The sequence below is a fragment of the Shewanella sp. SP1S1-7 genome (assembly GCF_031932105.1).
Taxonomy (GTDB): Bacteria; Pseudomonadota; Gammaproteobacteria; order Enterobacterales; family Shewanellaceae; genus Shewanella; species Shewanella baltica.
Genome location: NZ_JAUOEU010000041.1, coordinates 1 through 20347, shown reverse-complemented (window position 1 = coordinate 20347; position 20347 = coordinate 1). Strand labels below are relative to the sequence as shown.

11 protein-coding genes and 4 tRNA genes are annotated in these 20347 nt (G+C 44.4%); 5 read left to right on the top strand and 10 right to left on the bottom strand.

Annotated elements, in window-relative coordinates; translation table 11 throughout:
• Positions 1-50: 50 nt before the first annotated feature.
• Both Q4Q49_RS20565 and ubiK read right to left on the bottom strand, forming a co-directional pair.
• Positions 51-395, bottom strand: coding sequence for a hypothetical protein (locus Q4Q49_RS20565; protein WP_312000313.1), 345 nt, complete (start codon positions 393-395; stop codon positions 51-53).
• Between the two features lie 95 nt (positions 396-490).
• Positions 491-745, bottom strand: a complete 255-nt coding sequence (gene ubiK, locus Q4Q49_RS20560; RefSeq protein ID WP_006083441.1) for a ubiquinone biosynthesis accessory factor UbiK — start codon at positions 743-745, stop codon at positions 491-493.
• 234 nt (positions 746-979) lie between these two features.
• On the opposite strand from ubiK, the gene rep reads away from it, so the two are divergent.
• The gene (rep, locus tag Q4Q49_RS20555; protein ID WP_312000312.1) at positions 980-2992 is read left to right on the top strand and encodes a DNA helicase Rep; all 2013 of its coding nucleotides are present in this window, start codon (positions 980-982) and stop codon (positions 2990-2992) included.
• A gap of 47 nt (positions 2993-3039) precedes the next feature.
• Here rep and Q4Q49_RS20550 read toward each other — a convergent pair whose 3' ends face one another.
• Positions 3040-5688 carry a diguanylate cyclase domain-containing protein gene (locus Q4Q49_RS20550; protein ID WP_312000311.1) on the bottom strand — a complete coding sequence of 883 codons (2649 nt, stop codon included), beginning with the start codon at positions 5686-5688 and terminating at the stop codon, positions 3040-3042.
• Positions 5689-5894: 206 nt separating this feature from the next.
• Between Q4Q49_RS20550 and Q4Q49_RS20545 the strand changes: the two genes are divergently transcribed.
• From Q4Q49_RS20545 to Q4Q49_RS20530, 4 genes are all read left to right on the top strand, one after another.
• Positions 5895-5971, top strand: a tRNA-Arg gene (locus tag Q4Q49_RS20545).
• A 53-nt stretch (positions 5972-6024) separates the two neighbouring features.
• Positions 6025-6100, top strand: a tRNA-His gene (locus Q4Q49_RS20540).
• Between the two features lie 33 nt (positions 6101-6133).
• Positions 6134-6210: transfer RNA gene (locus tag Q4Q49_RS20535), tRNA-Pro, on the top strand.
• A gap of 49 nt (positions 6211-6259) precedes the next feature.
• Positions 6260-6336: transfer RNA gene (locus tag Q4Q49_RS20530), tRNA-Pro, on the top strand.
• A 515-nt stretch (positions 6337-6851) separates the two neighbouring features.
• Here Q4Q49_RS20530 and Q4Q49_RS20525 read toward each other — a convergent pair.
• The 7 genes from Q4Q49_RS20525 to Q4Q49_RS20495 all read right to left on the bottom strand — a co-directional run.
• The gene (locus tag Q4Q49_RS20525) at positions 6852-8771 is read right to left on the bottom strand and encodes an EAL domain-containing protein (RefSeq protein WP_312000310.1); all 1920 of its coding nucleotides are present in this window, start codon (positions 8769-8771) and stop codon (positions 6852-6854) included.
• A gap of 8 nt (positions 8772-8779) precedes the next feature.
• The gene (locus Q4Q49_RS20520; RefSeq protein WP_107946336.1) at positions 8780-9487 is read right to left on the bottom strand and encodes a transglutaminase-like cysteine peptidase; all 708 of its coding nucleotides are present in this window, start codon (positions 9485-9487) and stop codon (positions 8780-8782) included.
• Between the two features lie 19 nt (positions 9488-9506).
• Entirely contained in the window at positions 9507-10115 is a 609-nt protein-coding gene (locus tag Q4Q49_RS20515; protein ID WP_312000309.1) for an OmpA family protein, read from the bottom strand.
• Positions 10112-11533 carry a TolC family outer membrane protein gene (locus Q4Q49_RS20510; protein ID WP_312000308.1) on the bottom strand — a complete coding sequence of 474 codons (1422 nt, stop codon included), beginning with the start codon at positions 11531-11533 and terminating at the stop codon, positions 10112-10114. The genes Q4Q49_RS20515 and Q4Q49_RS20510 overlap by 4 nt, the downstream gene beginning before the upstream one ends.
• Positions 11534-11560: 27 nt before the next feature.
• A complete protein-coding gene (locus tag Q4Q49_RS20505; RefSeq protein ID WP_006083434.1) occupies positions 11561-12943 on the bottom strand; it encodes an HlyD family type I secretion periplasmic adaptor subunit in 1383 nt (460 codons plus the stop codon).
• Complete coding sequence (locus tag Q4Q49_RS20500; RefSeq protein WP_312000307.1) at positions 12940-15117, bottom strand: type I secretion system permease/ATPase; 2178 nt, start codon at positions 15115-15117, stop codon at positions 12940-12942. The genes Q4Q49_RS20505 and Q4Q49_RS20500 overlap by 4 nt, the downstream gene beginning before the upstream one ends.
• A gap of 91 nt (positions 15118-15208) precedes the next feature.
• The coding region (locus Q4Q49_RS20495; protein WP_409373263.1) for a type I secretion C-terminal target domain-containing protein at positions 15209-20347 on the bottom strand (5139 nt) is incomplete at its 5' end.

The window sequence follows — 20347 nt, the reverse complement described above, 5'->3', positions numbered from 1 at the left end:
ATCGTCTTCCCTCTGTTGACGCTTTGCCTCAATCACTCAAGTTTGCTGGTCTATATTGAGCTACGATCCCGTTGCATTTTGAGCCAGAATCCCTGTTGGCAAAGGTTACTGAAGGATTTCTGCTGCGGTGAAATAACGATTCCGCTCGATGCTATCACCCGATAGTTTATCCAATAGTCTTCGCAAACACTGTCCGATGCCACCTCAATCATGAGTTGATCTTGTTCGGTTTGCTGGCAGATCACCACGCCATTATCGAAGTGATACAGCGTTTCTATTTCATGAATAGTGAGGTCGTTATCTTGATAGCTATGGCTTTTACTCGAATGGATCAATATCGACACTAAGCTTGGATATCCATGAATTGCAAGAATATAGCTGGCGAGTTGCTGCATTATTTCCCCAAGAGGCGCACTGCTCGAAGCGTTAAAACAAAAAAGCACAGCTGCGCTTTCGCCCACTGTGCTTTATTCAATATGCGTAACGTAAGTTAGCCCGCAGCGTTGAGCTTTTTTTCTAACTCATTGACTTGAGCTTGCAGCGCTTCTAACTTTTCGCGGGTTTTCAGTAGCACATGTTGCTGCACATCAAATTCTTCACGGGAAACCATATCCAACTTGAGTAATTGATTTTGCAGAACTTGCTTGCTGCGCTCTTCAAATTCACCGGCAAATTGCTTCAGACCGCTGGGCAAACTTTCGCTCAGCTGTTTCGCCATTTCTTCAATTTTCTTTGGATTGATCATTATCTTGTCCGCCTCTTCAATGAATAGCTCGATTGTAACTCAGTGCGTTAGGTTTCAAAAGTAAAGCTAACGCGCCATGGCTTTAGTGAGTCGTTGTTGAGGCTTAAATCACAGCCAAGCATGTCTATTGGGTTGAGTTCTGCTCAGCCCAAGCGGGGATTTGTTAGCCTTAAAACCGCCGATTCTGCTATGATCCCATCCCTTTCTGTCGACTTGTTTGGATATTGCGCAAAGATGAAACTCAATCCCGCCCAAAACGATGCTGTTCATTATGTTTCAGGCCCTTGCCTAGTATTGGCGGGTGCGGGCAGTGGTAAGACGCGCGTAATTATCAATAAAATCGGTTACTTGGTCGAAAAATGCGGCTATAAGGCACGCAATATTGCGGCGGTGACCTTCACCAACAAGGCTGCCCGTGAGATGAAAGAGCGGGTCGCTCAGTCCATGGGACGCAAAGAGGCCAGAGGCCTGTGGATTTCAACCTTCCACACCTTAGGGCTTGAAATCATTAAACGTGAGCATAAGGTCTTAGGCTTAAAGCCGGGATTTTCACTGTTTGATGATCAAGATACCTTGGCACTGCTCAAAGAGTTAACCCAAGACGAATTAGACGAAGATAAAGATTTACTCAAAGCGCTCGCCAGTACGATTTCAAACTGGAAGGGCGGTTTAGTAATTCCCGAGCATGCGCGCAAAATCGCTAAAGATGAGCAGCAGCATTTATTTGCCATGTTGTATCAGCGTTATGCCCAGCACATGAAAGCCTATAACGCCTTAGATTTTGACGATTTAATCCTGATGCCAACCTTATTGTTGCGGCATCATGAAGAAGTGCGTACCCGCTGGCAAACCAAGATCCAATACTTGCTGGTGGATGAATATCAAGATACCAATACCAGCCAATATGAAATGGTAAAGCTGTTAGTGGGTGATCGGGCGCGCTTTACCGTAGTGGGTGACGACGATCAGTCCATCTATTCATGGCGCGGTGCTAAACCACAAAACTTAGTGTTATTGGGTACGGATTTTCCGCAGCTTAAGTTAATTAAGCTCGAGCAGAATTACCGTTCTAGTCAACGGATCCTGCGGGCTGCTAACATTCTTATCGCGAACAATCCCCATGTTTACGATAAAGCGCTCTTTAGTGATCTTGCCTATGGGGAGCCGCTGCGGGTGCTATTTGCCGCCAACGAGGAGCAAGAGGCAGAACGTGTGGTCGCGGAAATTGTGCGACACAAGTTTGTTGGCCGTACTCAGTTTGGCGACTATGCAATTCTGTATCGCGGCAACCATCAATCGCGGTTACTCGAGCGCGCGCTGATGACGAACCGTATTCCTTACAAATTGAGTGGTGGCACGTCATTCTTCGCCCGTGCTGAAATCAAAGACATCATGGGCTATCTAAAGCTGGTGGTGAATCCCGATGATGATAATGCTTTCCTGCGCATCGTTAATTTGCCTAAACGTGGCATAGGCCCATCGACTTTAGAGCGCTTAGGTAATTTCGCTAATGAGAAGCATATTTCTATGTTTGCGGCGATTTTTGAGCCTGAACTCAATCATCATTTACCGCCGGCGGCCATGTCATCCCTGTATCAATTTGGTCGATTCATCGTCGAGACCGGGGACCATGCAGAGCGTGGTGAACCTGTCGAAGCAGTGAAGCATTTGATCCGTAAGATCAATTATGAAGATTATCTATACGAAACCAGCACGAGTGCCAAAGCCGCTGAAATGCGGATGAAGAATATCTCTGAGCTTTATCGTTGGGTAACTGAGATGCTCGCAGGTGATGAATTAGATGAGCCAATGACCTTGCCTGAGGTCGTGACTCGACTGACGCTCAGAGACATGATGGAGCGCAATAGTGAGGACGAAGGCGGCGATCAGGTGCAGTTGATGACCTTGCATGCTTCTAAGGGCTTAGAGTTCCCGTTTGTGTTTATGGTGGGAGTGGAGGAGCGGATCTTGCCCCATCAGACCAGCATAGATGAAGACAATGTCGATGAAGAGCGTCGCTTAGCCTACGTGGGCATCACTCGGGCTCAACGTGAACTGTGGTTTACCCTCTGTCGTGAAAGACGTCAATTTGGGGAAACCATGCGTTGTGAGCCGAGCCGTTTCTTACTTGAGTTACCTCAAGATGATGTGGTGTGGGAAAATCGTAAACCACAGCAAACGGAGCAGGAGCGGATGCAGACAGGGCGAGCCAATATTTCTAGCTTAAGGGATATGTTTAAAAAATAACGAGCGTTTCGCTTACTGTTATTTAAAGTCAATCGCTCGGGTTTTATCTAGGCATATTCGAGCTGAGTACAGATCTGTGATTGGGTGTCACTTAAGGTAAAAGTGTCGGCTAAAGCAGCCCCCTGACCCAGCTGATAACCCAGTTCACTGAAGATACGTTTTTGTTCAGGGCTATCAATACCATCGACAAAGGTTTGCAGTTCTAAGGTTGATGCCGTTTTTTGATAAGCGGACATTAATTTAAGCTGCTGTTCAGCGTGTATCTGTTTAGTGAGATTGGCGTCGAGCTTTAAGCCTTTAATCGGCAAAAACAATAAGCTATTTAATGCACTATAGCCGCTACCGTAATGACTGATACCGAGTTTCACCCCGAGTTTCTGCAACAATTCAAAGCCATTGATATGATTTTCAGTCTCCTGCACTAGCGCTTTTTCATTGAAGAATAACCACAAATGGCTCAGGTTTAACTGAGTTTGCTTGAGGGTGTTTTTCAAACTGCGCAGTACGTGCTTATACTTGAGATGTTGGCTCGAAAGCATCACATGTAACTCAATAGATTCATCATATTGCTTGAGCAGTTCAGCATAAGTGCGATCTATGACGCTGATCGTATATTTATCGAGTTCAACGGTAAGATGGGATTGTTCGGCAAGCGCACTGAGTTGTTCTTGTTGTAAAAGTCCACGTAGTGGGTGTTGCCAGAACAGACGGCTTTCTAATGCATGCACTTGACCAGTGTTAAAATCGACGACAGGTAAATAACTGAGTTCGATTTCGGCATGGTGTAATGCATGCCTAAATTCAGTCTCTAACTCGACATCCTGTATAGCTTGATGTTGGGCGTTATCATCAAAAATAACATAGCAGCCCTTACCGTTGGCTTTCGCTTGATACATGGCCGTATCCGCGTTGCGCAACATAGATTCACTGGTATCGACTTTATGCTTACCACTGATGGTGATACCGATACTGGCGCCAGAGTTAAATTCCATCGTGCCGAGTCGATAGGGCTGGGATATTTTTTGAATCACTCTTTCTGATACGTCTCTTGCGTCGTTGATGTTGTTAATACTATCGAGCAGGATGACGAACTCATCGCCACCCAGGCGCGCTAACGTGTCGTTATCACGAATGCAGGACTTGAGGCGGCTTGCAGTCTCAATTAAGAATTTATCGCCTTCTAAGTGCCCCATAGTGTCGTTAATCTGTTTGAAGCGGTCGAGATCGATAAAGAGCAGGGCAAACTGTTCTAAGCTATGGCGACGGACGTGCTTAATGGCTTGAGATAAGCGTTCCATAAACATAGCGCGGTTAGGTAAGCCTGTGAGCGCATCATGTTTAGCGTCGTGAACTAGCTTAGCTTCCATACTGCGGCGTTGTTGAATTTCTTTCTCAAGGTTTTGATTAAGTTCGGCTAACGCTTTAGTGCGATCGATGACTTTTTCTTCTAGCTCTTCATAACTGCGTTGCAAGGACTCTGCGGACAGTTTCTTCTCAATAGCAGAACCAATGTGTTGCGAGACAAATGTCAGTAATTCTAAGTCTTTGACTTGGTAATTTTGCGTCATGCTAAAACTGTAAATCGTCAAGGCACCACGTACTTGATCATTGATAAAGAGAGGAATACCAATCCATTGATGCATAGTCTGAGTATGATTTAATTCTGGCGCTTGGGAATACAGTTCGCCAGAGGTGATTAACGCATTGATACTATTTTGATCTAACAGTAATGGGCGCTTATGTTTGAGCACATATTCGGTTAAGCCATCCTGTAGCGGCCGAGTTCCTGGATGTTTATTGGCTAATTGCGAGACATAAAAGGGGAACGTGAGATGAGTTTCGGTGTCATCCAAAAGCGCGATATAGCAATTATTGGCTGGAATTAGGTGTCGAATGACATTATGCAATTGGGCATAAAAGTCTGGGTTGTCGGCACTGGAACTGGCTAGTTCGGCAATCTCAAACAGTGATTTTTGTAAGCGCTCAGCTCTGCGTCTTTCATAGACTTCTAGTTTTAATTTGTCGTAGGCTTGGCTGAGTTCTCTGGTTCTTTGCTGAATGGCTTGTTCTAATTGTTCCTGATGCTTGAGCCGTTCCATTACTCCTGAGATATGGTGACAAATGAAGGTCATTAACTCGAGTTCGATTTCACCATAACTGACATTCGTGTCGTAGGTTTGCACGACTAATACGCCAGTCACTATGTCATCGTGTTTGATAGGCACGCCAAGCCATAAATGGCAGGGAGAACCTAAGTTAACGATTTCCTCTGCGGCAATCAGTTCATTGACTTTGTCATCATCACATAACAAAGCCTTACCCGTTCTGAGAACGTAGCCCGTTAATCCCTGCTGTAGTAATGTTGATAAGGATTGTTCAGGATAAAGCTCTGCAGGATGCGCGTCTTTCTCGTCGGCGAAAAAAGGGATAGCAAGCTCGCCCGTGCTGACATCAAGGGTTGAAATAAAAAAATTATCAGCGGGAATGAGTTGTTTTAGGTGGCTATGCACGCCGACATAGAATTCTTCGAGTGAAGAAGCATGGGTCGCAATATTGGATATTTCGAGTAATGCGTTTTGAATGATCTCAGCATGCTTATACTTATGCGCTAATTGTTTTAAGCGAATAATTTTTTTGCGTAAGCGTTCAGCTTCATTTATACGAGGCTGGCCAGTTTCATCTTCATCCTTAAACATGATACTCACTAGTTAAATATAGGGTTGTTTTTACCAATCTCTATAATTAGCATGAAATACTGTAACATCCAAGCCATATTTTGGCTGCATTTTGCTTTAAAAGTCAGCTAATGTGATAAAACTTGAGCAGTCAGTAAAAAAAGTGCAAAACAGCTATAGACTCAAAGGGGATTTGACCCTAGTATATGCGGCGCTAACCAAGGCGAGCGCCCATAGCTCAGCTGGATAGAGCGCACCCCTCCGGAGGGTGAGGCCGAAGGTTCGAATCCTTTTGGGCGCACCAATTCCGAACAGAGTTGTGAGCTTTTAGGTTAGCAAGATAAGTGAAAGTCAGTGGTGATTGTAGCTCAGTTGGTAGAGTCCCGGATTGTGATTCCGGTTGTCGTGGGTTCGAGCCCCATCAGTCACCCCATTTCGTTTACTTTGATATAAAGATTAATATTCTCGGTGATTAGCGCAGCCCGGTAGCGCATCTGGTTTGGGACCAGAGGGTCAGAGGTTCGAATCCTCTATCACCGACCAAATTCTTCGCATAGCTAGCGAGCTTAATGTAAGTTAAGTAAATAGTTTACGGTGATTAGCGCAGCCCGGTAGCGCATCTGGTTTGGGACCAGAGGGTCAGAGGTTCGAATCCTCTATCACCGACCAAATAAGTAAAAAAGCCTCAGTATTCTAATGAATACACTGGGGCTTTTTTGCATCTGCGGTTTGCTTGTCTTGATTGGCATTAGAAGCCTTATTGCCAGAAAGCAGAGGTCGAATCCTCACTCTTTCAGCGCATCGACCAAATAAGTAAAAAAAGCCTCAGCATTCTTAATGAATACACTGGGGCTTTTTTGCATCTGCGGTTTGCTTGTCTTTATTGGTATTAAGAGCCTTCTTCTTAGAAAGAAGAAGATGCTGAATCCTCGCGCTTTCAACGTATCGACCAAATTCAACGCATCGAACAGATAAGCAGAAACGTCTCAGCATTCTTAATCAATACACAGGGACTTTTTGCCACTTGTGCAATGTAGCTTCATATAGAAATTGTTTATGCGTTTGCTTAAACTCTATGTAGGCAATACAGATGTGCAACGGTATCGATATAGGCATTCTGTCGTTAGAAAAGTAAAAAGCTCCTTACGGAGCTTTTTGTTTTTAATTTCACTTCTTAATTCGGCTTAATCAAGACTCACCGGAGGGGCTATAAAGCCTTGATAGGCATCTGTTCTAAGCTCGTTAAAGCGCTCTAGCTGAGCTTTTTCTTGAATACCCGTCACTATGACTTGAATATCTAATCCTTTCGCTACGTTGATTAGCGCGCGGCAAAGCTCACTATTATGGTGTGTCTCATCATAGTAGGCGAAGGATTGATCGAGTTTCACATAACTCGGTCTTAATTCCTGTAGATAAGACATAGAGCCAAACTGACGGCCAAAGTGGTCAATGCCGAACTTAGCGCCATTATCACGAATAATGTTACATAAGTGCTGACACGACTTAAGATCGCTATAAACACCCGCTTCAGGGATTTCGAAGCAGATCCGCTCAATAAATGCAGCATTGCGTAAGAAGTGATTGAGCCACTCATGGAACTGAGGATCGTTAATACTTTGGTGGGTTAAGTTAATCGCGAGCGGTTCATAGCTACGCTCTAGTAGTTTCTGCTCGTAGACGGTTTCAATCAAACATTTATCGAGCAAGGCACCGAGTGATAAGAGCTCGATATAAGGCATAAATTGCCCAGCATGGGCGAGTTGATCGCCGAGCTCTAATTGGCAATATAATTCCCGCTGCGCTATACCATCCCCATCGCAAAACTGGATAGGCTGCCATCTAAACTTAAACTTCTTATTACTGATGGCATGGCTAAGGTTATCCCGCCACTGTTCACGGGTGAATAGTTGCTGCTCTGTGGTTTCAAACCAATGGAATGTTTTATTCTCTTGTAACGCTTTTTGAAGGGCGTTGTCGGCTTGGGCCAAAATATCCGACACATTCATTTGCCCAATACGCTCCGCAATACCAATCGCAAAGTCTTCATTAGGCTTACAGCCTGCCTTCGACATTTCTTGGTTGACGGTGCGGATAAGCGTTTGTAAATATTTGCTGATTTGATCGTGTTCAACATCAGTCACTAAAAATGCAAATTCATAGGCGGCAATGCGGCCTATAACAGAAGGTGTTATTTCGTTTAACTGCAGCTGAAACTTCTCTGCTAAGATCCGTATGGTTTCATCCCGAACTTGGTAGCCATATTTGCTGTGCACTTCTTCGAGCCAGTCGAGTTTAGCGAGAAATAACGCGCCGCTGCTAGGTTCACTCAACCAACCATTTAAACGGCTCACTACGTATTGGCGGTTAGGCAGGCCTGACGCCGGATCGACAAGATTCTTCTTACGTAATGCGCCGACTTCTTCGTCGAGGGAATGAAACACTTGCTTCAACTGCGCCGACATACTGTTAAATGCGGTCACTAAGTCTTTCAATTCAGTGGTCTTAGGTAATGCCATGTCTGGGCCAAATTGGCGTGCCGCAATACTTTTCGCGTGTTCCGACAAAGTGTGTAGAGGTTTCAATATCCACGTTAAACCAATTCTTGCGGTAAAAATGGCTACGAGGAAAAGTAGAGAGAAGGCAATGATCGTATTGGACATGATTCGCCACAGCTCATGGTAACCAAACCCAGGATGAGCGGTGATCTCAAGTTGCGCGAGTTGCAACCAGCCAGAAGTGATAGTGCTTTGTTTTTTGATGGTTTTAAATAGATTTAAATTGATAAACCATTGAGGTACATCTTCAATTCTTAAAGGGTTATTCCACTCTTGTTGCTTACCATCCACCATCCATGTCAGCTTTACATTTTGATAATAGCCACCTTCAAAGATGACATTCACTAAGGTTTCTGCCGCTGCGGTATCGCCAGCTTGAAGTGCTGGAGTAAGCATTAGACCAAGTGAAGTGCTGGCATTGTTTAGATCTGACTCCATTTGCTTGGTTAAAAAGCTTTGAGTCTCAGTAAATTGCACATAGCCAAGGCTTGCAACTACGAGCAAAAATAGGCTAAAAAGCAGCGAATAAATCTGTCTAAACAGTGTCATTTTTGGTGCTACTCCAGTTTTAATTTTGGTTGTCTAAGGCGGTCAACACCTAATCTATGGTTAAGATCGTTCCATTTTTCTAGCCGTGTTGACGAACCCGCTAGTACACCTCGACCTTGCTCTTTATTGAGCCATAACTGTTTACCGTTAAAGCTATAAACAGGTAGTAGATCTTTTCTTTTGGTGGCGGGCTTTATTTCATGATCAAGATTATCGAGAACTAAGGGGATCGATGCTGGTGTCTCATAGTAAGCCAATACCATGTGGTATTGATTCACCGTAGTCGCTTTAACCATAGTGATCCGCATCTTGTCCTCTTGCACGCCAAGTTGGAGCAAGGTGAAGTATTTAGCGATCGAAAAATCTTCGCAGTCACCACCATTCACGCCAATAAACTCCATCGGCGTTGCCCAATAATTTGACTCACCCCATAATTTACTGTCATCAATAAAGCGGAATAAGTTGAAAAAGTTATTCACTTTTAATAACTTTTCTTTTTCATCCAGTGCACTCGCTTCCGATAAAACTTTGAACCAAGCCCTAGCTCGCATCCCTGCACGCTCACCATAACGTTTTTCAAGGGTTGAAGTGATCTTCCCTTCATCAAGGTTTTGTGTGGGGGCAGCATATAGGCAGCATATGCCTAAGGCTGACGCTATTAGGCTAAAACGGCAGACTCGCAATAATGAATGTTTATAACCAAGTCTGCCGTTCATAACCTAATGTGTGAGTCCTTTATTTTGTGTTGTCATCGACCGAGTAAATCGTCCATTTCATGTCTGTGGCCGTATCATCACCGGTTACTTCAGCCACGACACGGCGGTTACGAATTTCAGCCTCTGGAGTACGTTCTAAAACCACTGGATTACTAGAACCATAGCCTTTAGCTGTGAGCCGGTTTCTATCGATACCAAATCTTTCTGCTAGCACTGCTGTCACTGCATCGGCACGTTCTTGGGACAATACTAAGTTGCGCTCATCGGTTCCCGTGCGGCTAGTGTGCCCTTCAATTGTCACTTTAGTCGTTGGGTATTGTTGTAAAAATACAGCGACTTCCTCAATTTGAGGATAGTACTCTGGTGCAATATAAGCAGAGTCATTTGGGAATAAAATGCTTAACTCTTTACGCTCGTTAATCGCTTTGATTTTGCCACAGCCATAGTTGTCAGTGCCGGCACCTTGTGCGGTATCATTACAGCGTTCACGGGCCTCAATAACACCATCTCCATCTTTATCTGATAGATCATAGGTTTGAGTTGTGGTCATTTCGTCAATATTAACTGTATCGCGCATTGAACAACCAGCTAAAATCGTGACACTGAGAAAAAAGATTATCGTTTTCATTGGTTGGCTCCTCCTTCATAGTTGCGTTCTCCACGCCATGCTTCAGGTCTGGTGACTCTGAGAGAGTCTAATAAGCGTCCAGTGGAATTTAGCACGCGATACTTAGCAATGATTTCATCATACTCTGCCTGTAAATAGTCTTTACGAGCTTCGAAGAGCTCATTTTCGGTATCCAACAAGTCGAGAAGACTGCGTTGGCCTAAATTGAACTGTTGTGCATAGGCTGATTGGGTATCTTTTGCGGCTATGACATGGTCTCGGATGTATTGCTTTTGAGGTGCCAGTAATTCAAATGCGTTCCAAGCGAGATTGACGCCTTCCACTACTTCGCGCTGGGCACGCTGACGGATTTCTTTGGCTTCACCAAGTTTGTAGGCCGTTTCTTTCTCACGGGCAAGATCTTTACCGCCCGAGAATAAGTTATACTTTACTCGAACCATGGCCATTAAATCATTGCTATAGCCACCCACATCACTGCGGAAGGCTCCTGCGCCAGAGATACCATCTTCGCCGCCGACATCATTATTCCAATTACCATTCAGCTCCAAAGACACCTGAGGGTAGTAATTAGATTGTACTGAAGAGCGCTCATTTTCTGCGGCGCTAATATCGTTTGCTGCAGATTTGAGTATGGGGTGATTCTCCTGTGCTGCGATAATGCCAGAGCTTAGATCCTTTGGCAGCATATCTGCATCGGGGACAGGTAAGATTAAGTCTGCTGGTGCTGATTCTACAATTCTAATGTACTGCGCTTTTGCATCAAGTAAATTGTTACGAGCAGAAATCACGTTGGCATTGGCCCGCGCTAAGCGTCCCGTGATTTGGGAGAGATCTGCAATTGAGCCTAAACCTGAATCAGTACGTTGCTTGATTTGGTCATAAATTTCTTTATGGCTGTTAAGGTTTTTCTCCGCTAATTTTAGCACTTCATCAGTGCGTAAATAGTTGAGGTAGACCTTACTGACATCGAGTGCCATATCTTCAGCCGCTGCAAGTAGCGCCCATTGGTCTGCGCTGGCTTCAAAGCTATAACGATCAACTTCGCTGCTGGTATAGAAACCATCGAAAAGCATTTGTTTTAAGCTAACACCAAACTCTCCGCGGTTTAATTCTGCCACCCCTTTGCTATCGACATCGCCGATATTTGGTCGTCTACGGGTCGATACGCTATCAGTCTGTTCGTAGCCGTAGCCACCACTGACATCAATAGTCGGCATATAGCCTGCGATTGCTTGATTAACTTGTTCTTCACGCGCTTTAAAGCGGTTGAAGGCAACACGTAAATCAGGATTCGTATCAAGCGTATGTGCAACGGCTTGTTCTAACGTCTGGCTTTGAGCCGATAAAGGTAACAGGATCAATGACAGCACTATGGCTATCTTTGAACATTGAAATTGTCGTCTTGCTGAAGTCTTCATGACCAACCTCCCGGTTTATAAAAAGGCTTAGTGCTCTCTGAGCGCTGTGTCCTTAGCCCTTAAAATTGGATTTAAAATGTACTCAAGTATGGATCTTTGCCCCGTGATAACGTCAACCGAAGTTAACATTCCCGGGATAATTGGCATCTGTGTGCCATCGTTTTTGGTTAAACTGGATTCTGCAGTTCTGACTCGGATCAGATAATAGCTATTGCCCTCTTCATCTTGGGATGTGTCGGCACTGATATGTTCAACTGTCCCTTTAAGGCCGCCATAGCGAGTAAAGTCATAGGCGGTAATCTTTACCACTGCGGGTAATCCTGGGTGTAAGAAGGCGATATCTTTAGGCAAGATTTTGGTTTCAATCAGTAACTGATCTTCCGATGGCACTATTTCGATAATATCGACTCCAGGTTGCACAACGCCGCCTAGTGTATTGATGTGAGTGGTTTTAATGGTGCCATTGACTGGTGAGGTGATAATGGCTTTGCTGACTTTATCCTGTGCGCCCACTTGTGCTTCATTCATGCGAGACAGGCGGGTTTGGGTTTCATTAAGCTGTGCGCGTAGATCGGCGGCATAAACGAATACGGCTTCACGGCGTTTTAAGATGGCTTCATCCATCGCCGCTTTGACTTTCGGGCGCAGTAGGCGCATTGAATTCAATTCGCCTTGCAAATCGTTCACAGTGCGTTCGAGTTTGAGTAATTCAACCTCAGGCACGATACCTTTTTTAGCTAAAGGCCGAGTGAGTTCAAGCTCACGGGAGATCAGCTGCATACTGGTGGTTAACGTCGTTGTTTTAGACGCAAGATCATCAATTTCTTGTTGTCTTTGTTGAATTTGACGTACCAAGATCTCCAGCTGGTTACTTAAGTTATCTAAGCGTCCGTTGTATTCCTCTTGTTGTCTTTTAACTAAGGCTGGTTCCGCTGCAATAATATTCTCCGGGAATACCAATGCCTTTTTAGTAATGAGTACTTGTTCGCGCCAGTCAGAAGTCATGTCTGATATTAGAATGCTGTCGAGTTCGGCGCGCATACGAATAGCATTGGTTTTTAAGCCAAAAACTTCTTGCTCTTGTTGAGCATAGTCGGAGCGGAAGCGAGTATCATCAATACGTACTAAAGGTTGCCCTTTAGTCACCATTTCGCCTTCCTGAACGTAGAGTTCTTGCATTATGCCGCCATCCAAACTCTGGATGACTTGGACTTGTGATGAGGGGATGACTTTCCCCGTCCCAGTGGTGACCTTGTCTAATTTAGCAAAACCTGCCCACAATAAAAAACACACAACCATAGCTGCAAGTGCCCATATGATTAACCTGTGTCCGCTGGGAGCGTCCGTCATCATGGCGCCGTAGACATCATCAACCATGTCTAAGTCATTTGCGGTTAAATTTTTACTCATCTTTTAGCTTCTCCATTCACGAGGCCAAAATTGAGTTTTTCTAACACTTCTGCCTTGGGACCATCGGCGACCACATGGCCGCGTTCGAGTACGATAATACGGTCAACAAGCTGCAGTAGATGCATCTTATGGGTAATAAGAATCAAGGTTCTGTCTTTGCTGACATTCTGCATTGAGCGAATAAATTGTTGTTCTGCGCGCGCATCCAAGCTGGCGGTGGGCTCATCCATCAGTAGCACCGGTGGATCATTGAGTGTGGCGCGGGCAAGGGCAACGGTTTGCCTTTGTCCGCGGCTAAGTGACATGCCGCCTTCGCCGACCTGCTGATCTAACCCTTCTGCTTCTAGGTTGGTAAATTGGCTCACTCCAGAAAGCTGTATGGCACGGATTAATTGGTGCTCGGTGACTTGGCGTGTACCAAATAAAATATTGTCGCGAATCGAACCGTGGAACAGGGTGACATCTTGGGGCAAATAACCAAAGTTACGGCGTAAATCACTCGGATGGATTTGTGCCGAGTCTAAACCGTCATAACGCAAGCTTCCTGCTGTAGGTTGAAATAGTCCAACCAATAGCTTGGCAAGGGTACTTTTTCCTGAACCATTGCGGCCAATAATCGCAATACGCTCGCCGGGATTAATCGTCAGTGACATAGGATGAAGTACAGGTTTTTCTGAACCAGGGTAACCAAAACCGACATGATCAGCATTGATTTTACCTATTAGCCTTTGTTTGCTAACCAAATGCCCTTTATTTTCAAACTCATCTTCTTGAGTCATAATTTCATTAAGCTGACGCAGTGCACTGGCAGTGTGGTTTGCTCTGGTCATCAGGCCTGCAAGCTGCGCCATAGGTGAAATAGCACGGCTCGATAACATAACGGCTGCAATAATTCCGCCCATCGATATCGCATTATCGGCCACGCGATAAACGCCCAAAATCACCACACAAACAACGGTAAATTGCACTGTGAAGTTAGCCACGTTCGATACTGAGTTAGAGAGTTTTTTTGACCTTAATTGCCAGTTGGCACTGTGGCCTATCATCTGTTGCCAGCTTTTTTGTACTATCCCTTCGGCACCATTGGCTTTGATTGACTCTAGCGCCGATAAACTCTCGATTAAATGCCCATGTTTCAGGCTTGAAAATTTATTGCCTTCTTCGATAGCGGCTTTGAGTTTAGGTTGGATATAAAGTGTAAAGCCAATAATGATAACGCCACCGATCACTGGAACAATCGCGAGATCGCCGGCAACGATGTAGATAATAATTAAGAAAAATAATGCAAAGGGCAGATCGACTAAGGTCGTGATTGTTGCCGAAGTTAAAATTTCACGGATGTTATCGAATTCGCCTAATTGTTTTGCCATACCGCCAATACTGGGGGAGCGTTTTTCTAAGGGGATACCAATCGCTTTAGCGAATAGGCGAGAAGACACTATGATGTCTACTTTTTTACCTGCTACATCAATCAGGTAGCTTCTGAGTTGGCGCATGACAAGATCAAACAGATACGCAATAGAAGCACCAATCGCTAACACCCACAGGGACTCAAAGGCAAGGTTGGGCACGACTTTGTCATACACGTTCATAATAAATAACGGTGAGACTAAGGCGAACAAATTCACTAATACAGAAGCAATTAATGCATCACGATAAATGGGGGCAGAATCTTTTAAGGTTTGGACTAGCCAGTGGGTTTTATTATCATGTAGATAAACATCAAAGCCCATGTCACCACGGTATTCTTGTTTAACTAAGAATAAATATCCCACATATAAGGCTTCGAGCGACTCAATGGTTAGCGTCTCTTCACCACCTGTCTCGGGTAATTGAATAATCGCTTTATCTGACTCAACATCAAGTTCACGCAATATGCAGGCTTTCTTGTCTTTTAATAACAAAATACAGGGAAGCAATATCGGTGATACTTCGTTTAAGCCTTTTCGAGATAACTTCGCCGCTAGGCCGGCCCTCGACGCGGCCTGAGGTAATAAATCGGGTGTTAATACCGCACCTGACAAAGGTAAACCTGCCGCAAGCGAGTCGCATGAGCATGGGTTGCCAAAATGCTCAGTGAGTAACACTAAACAATCCAGCAGCGGATCCACTAAGACTCTTTGCGAGGCTGAAATGGTCCATTGGTCAATTTTTTCAGAAGCTGCAGCTGACACCTAATTACTTATCCTTTGGATTTTTATATGGTTATGGCAAGTATCGGTCATGATGGCCTATATTTCTATAGGCCATCTGAACTGATTTTATTTAAGGAATGATAGAACCGTCATTTTGCTTCGTTTCATGAAGTGTCAGTGGTGAGACTTCTGGAGTTATCGGGGCGTTATCGATTATTAACGGACCGTTGCCATTACTACCCAACAGACCATTGATGATACCTGTCTCAGTTGTCGTATTGTACGCACTATACAAATCAACACCGTCAAGAACGATATGCTGTTCAAAGTTGCCATCATGATTCGCATCAATATCGATCACCGTTGAACCACCAACAAGAGTAAAGTTTAAATAGCTATCTAGGTTACTGCTATTTTCACCTTGGAGTAGGTCACTCAGGTCCAATTTGTCCTCATTAACGTTAAAGTCAGTGATATGATCTGTGCCAGACTCTGCGTATCTCCAAACGAATGTATCAGCTCCGCTATCACCTGAGAGTGTATCGTTACCTAGACCACCAATAAGCGTATCATTTCCTTCACCACCAGACAGAATGTCGTTACCGAAGCCACCACTGAGAGTGTCATTACCTGTACCACCTGAGAGAATGTCATTACCTGCGCCGCCGATGAGAATATCATTCCCACTTTCGCCGTTAAGTATGTCATCCCCACCTTGGCCGAATAAAATGTCGTCACCTATACCGCCATTTAATTTGTCATCGCCATCATTATTACGTGAAACGTCAAATTCGCTTAAGTGATCCGTAATATACTGATGTACTTCGGCGACAGTTGTTTCGGTACCATCATTAAGCTGTTGGCTAACGTATTGCTGAAGTGCAGAGTAACCTTGGGAGTTTATCCCTTGGAACTGTGTAAGATCACCAAAGATAATATCGCCACCTTGGCCTCCATTAATGGTGTCATCACCTTGTAACAATTGAACGCTAGTGCCCAATATCACACTCGCTAAAGTATTGACATCTATGTTTGCTCGAACAACACCATCGGTATCATATAAAGCAAGTTGATTCGCATTAATTCCAGAACCAAGACCGATAGCTTCTACTGTGGAAACTGCTGACAGTAGATCAAAGGCTAGTTTGGTTTGAATATTCGTGCTGATATTACTATCAGAAAAGTTCTTTACGGAACCGTTACTGTTGAATGTTATTTTTCCAACTTGTTCACCGTTAAAGAAGGAATATACATTACCAGAGCCATCGGCAATAACTTTTCCGTTAAAAGTAATGGTGTTTCCTCTAGCATAATTTTGCTGAGTGATGAGCTGTGCTAAATCCACAAAATGGCCTGTCGTTTGGTCATATGCTACGAGAAACTTACTCGTATTAGTGTCATCAGAGTCCCTATTGGGTTGTCCATCTGTAATAAAGTAAGACAAGTTTGTGCCGCCATTATTGGCTATATTCGCACTGTTAAACCAGTTAATTGCGGATTCAAATCCTGCCTCATAGTTAGTATTACCGCTATTATCATCAACTATGCTACTTAATTGATTGATAAGTGTTGTTAATGCATTAGGATCCTGTAAGTTCACAGAGATTGTGAAGTTTGAGTTACTGGCAAAATCTGTCAGCATCAAATTCACAACACCTGATTGTGCCCCAGATGCTGCATCGACGAGTTGTTCGAACACGGTAGTAAGTTGGGCTTTCGCTTCTGTGATTTTTCCATACATGCTACCTGAGGTATCAAAAATAAAGGCAATGTTATAGCTCTCGCCTTCAATAATTTGAATACCTTGAACATCACTGACTATAACGTCGTTATTGTCAGTACCAGCAATAGTGTTATCCCCATGCGTGCCATTTATGTACGAATATCCACGTAGCGATACGCTTAAATCGAATTCACTTGTGGCAGTGCTTCCGTTTGACTGTTCTTCTGAACTGACGGTTATATGCAGGTTGACATCAGGATTACCTGAATAGTTGGCTTCAACATGCATAGAAAGGTTAGCTAACTGGGCCTGAGTTAAAGTCCAGCTACCGTCACTATTTAAAGTACCTGCACTAAGATAAGCACCAGTAGGTACACCTGTAATAGTAATTGCTGATAGTGTTTCGCTACCGTCGGTGTCGACTAAGCTTGCATTAATATTCAACTTAATTTCAGTAGTTTGTACCTGAGTTAAGCTTCCGTCTGGATTTATAATAAACACGCCATCGGCAAAAACTAAACGCTCAACTTCATATAAGTGATCGCCAGCATCAAGGTCATTAGTATTAACTGAACTTGAATCTATACCGCGGCGATCATTGATCAACATATATGGTAACGAACCATGGTCTGAGTGCCAGGTAATAACGTATTCGCTGCGATTGCCGGAGTAAACGGCAGTGTCAATTCCTGCGCCACCATAGATAGAGTCATTGAGTCCGCCACCGACAAATACATCATCGCCAGCGCCACCAGTAAGATTGTCGTTCAGGTCACCACCTACTAGTATGTCATCGCCACCTTTGCCTGTTAGGTCGTTTGAATCATTAGAAATGCCTTGTAAGTAATGATTATCATCCGAATCTGCGGTTGCTGTACGCCCAGACTTCACTGCTTCGATGGTAATGCCAAAGTCATTGGAGCCGACAGTGTGACTGCTATTTAGTGTGTTATCCGTAATAACATCGTGCCAGACAACTTTACTAATAGAAGCGGTTAAGTTGGGGGCGTCAGCAACCGCTTCAATTTTCACATCCATGGTTGTCGGAGCACTATTACTACTGCCATCAGTCACCGAATAGGTAAAGCTTGCTAGTGGACTTCCTTGATTTCCCGTACCACCAAGCAATCCATCAGCTTCGTTTTGCGTTGGGATAAAGCGTAAATGACCTGCATCGATCATTATCGAGGTGATTAACATACCTGTTGTTACGTTTAGCCAATTACCGTTTTCAAAGTACTGCAACCTACCATTAAGTGGGTTTGGTAGTGAGTCAATTTTTATCGACAATTCAGCTTTTGCAGTATCACTATCGGTTACGTTGAATTTAGACCAATCAAAGTAAATAGCTGTATCTTCCAATCCTGTCACTGTAGAAGCAGAAACTGAAGGGGTGATGTTAACTTGAGGAATAACAGAGAAAGTTGCATCGAAATGATCGCCATCTCCATCAGTCGCTCTTACTTTGAAATCAATATCACCATCGCTAGGTTGTAGCATCTTTTGATATTGATGGAAGTCCCATTGACCAGTACCTGGGGTGAATTCCAGTTTGAATACCAAGTGACCAGCTGCATCGACCCCAATCAGTGTATTTGCGGTTTGGGTTATAGTGATTGCACTGCCTGTTGCCGTGAACAAATTGGTTTCATCACTACCTTGTAAGGTGAGCGAACCTTTACCATCTGCACCCCAATCAGGGTTTACTGTTCCAGAAGCAAAGGCGATTGCTGGTGGAGTAGTTGTACCTAAAAATTCAATTGCTGTAACAGTGAAGTCACTATTATCACCGCTATTTGGTCCTTGGCCATTATCAAGGGCTTTGATGACCATAGTGTCAAAACCGCCTTGTAAGGCTTGGAAGTTGGCGGCATAGTCGCCACTGCTGGCATCTGAGCTAAATGTTTGAGTTGCGATAAGTTGGCCATCTCGCCAAAACTCGACGACACCGACTTCTAGTTCGCCACCAAACATGTGGGAAAACTGGATATTTACGCCGTAGGCAATAGTTCCAGGATCGAGAGTAATGATGATTTCTTCAGATGCAGAACTTCCATCTGCAAATTTACGGAAATCGACTTCGTTCGCGAGATTATGATAAGGAGCACCAGCGCTACTAACACCTATCCCACTACTACTACCAAAGATTGCGGCATCAATTAAATTTGAGTTAGTTGACGAAGTGAATCCTCTTGCACTGATAGTAAACCCATTGAAATCTAATGAATTACTGTTGCCGCTGTAACCAGTGAGTGAGAATGAACCCACCAATGAATCAGGAATACTTGTCGTTGTAGTTTGCACGGCTGCAATTGGTGATATGACTGGAGCATCATCTTCAATGGTGACATTGAAACTTCCAGTTGATGTTCCACCATGACCATCATCAACATTGATACCGATATTGACTGACAAGGTGTCTTCAGTCTCAGTATCTGGATGATCGACGGGACCTTTAAGCGTGACATCATAGGTCCAATTTCCTGAACTACCATTAACCGGTGGCGTCAGTGTTGCAGTCATAATTTCGGTATATGAAGCCTCACCTGCAGTACCAATATAACCCGTTAAAGTTTGCGTGACAGGGTCCCAACTCCATTGAATTGCTTGGCCACCAGAGAATAATCCTGATGGGCCAGAAAGTGAAACGGTCAGATTATCATTATTACTATCTTGTATGCTTACTGTCCCAGAGGCGTCAGGACTATTAGTCGAATCGGTATCTCCAGTGCTATCAGGTAGACCTAGGGGCAAACCTTCCTCTGAAACAATTACGTTATTAAGTACGTTAATCGTTGGTACTGAATTGACCGTTGCAGTATCTGAGCCCTGACTTGAAGTGTTGCCCGCCGCATCCGTTTGGGTCGCATAGATTGTAATATCTTGACCTGCTTCAGGGGTTGACTCTGTCCAGCTAATGATACCATTACTGTAGCTGAAGTTTGTTGCGGGAGTGCCATCAGCAAATTGTAGTTCGATAACCCCGTTACCAACATCGACTATTTTAAGCTCAATTGAGGTTATGACTGCACTGTTATTGATCGTTAAATTAACATGCCCTCCAGCTAAAAAGTCAGTGGCATCAATATTAACTTCGATCTGAACACCAGCACCATTATTACTAATCTCAGATTGAGTAAGTACACCATCACCAGGTATACCGTCATCAACGATTAATACTGTTGGAGGATTAGGGGCGGTGGTATCAATCGTGACACTGTCGTGGGCGGAATAGCTGTTGCCCGCAGGGTCGGTGACAGTGGCCGTCAGGGTGAGGGTAGCTCCGTCTGCTGGGACATTCACTGCCAGCGCCAGACCGCTGTCGAGCATGGCTTGGGTGACAGGGCCGTTAAACAGCTCGTTTCCGTCTTGATCGACAATCACTAAGGTATCGCCCAGGGCAGTGCCGGCGGCGAGGGTAACGACGTAGTTTACTTGCCCGTCGAGCTCTGCACTACTGAGCAGGCCGTCGTTGTTGGTGTCTTCCGTGATGCTGATGCTGACCGCTGGGGCGGTAGTATCAATCACCACGTCCTGGGTGACGGT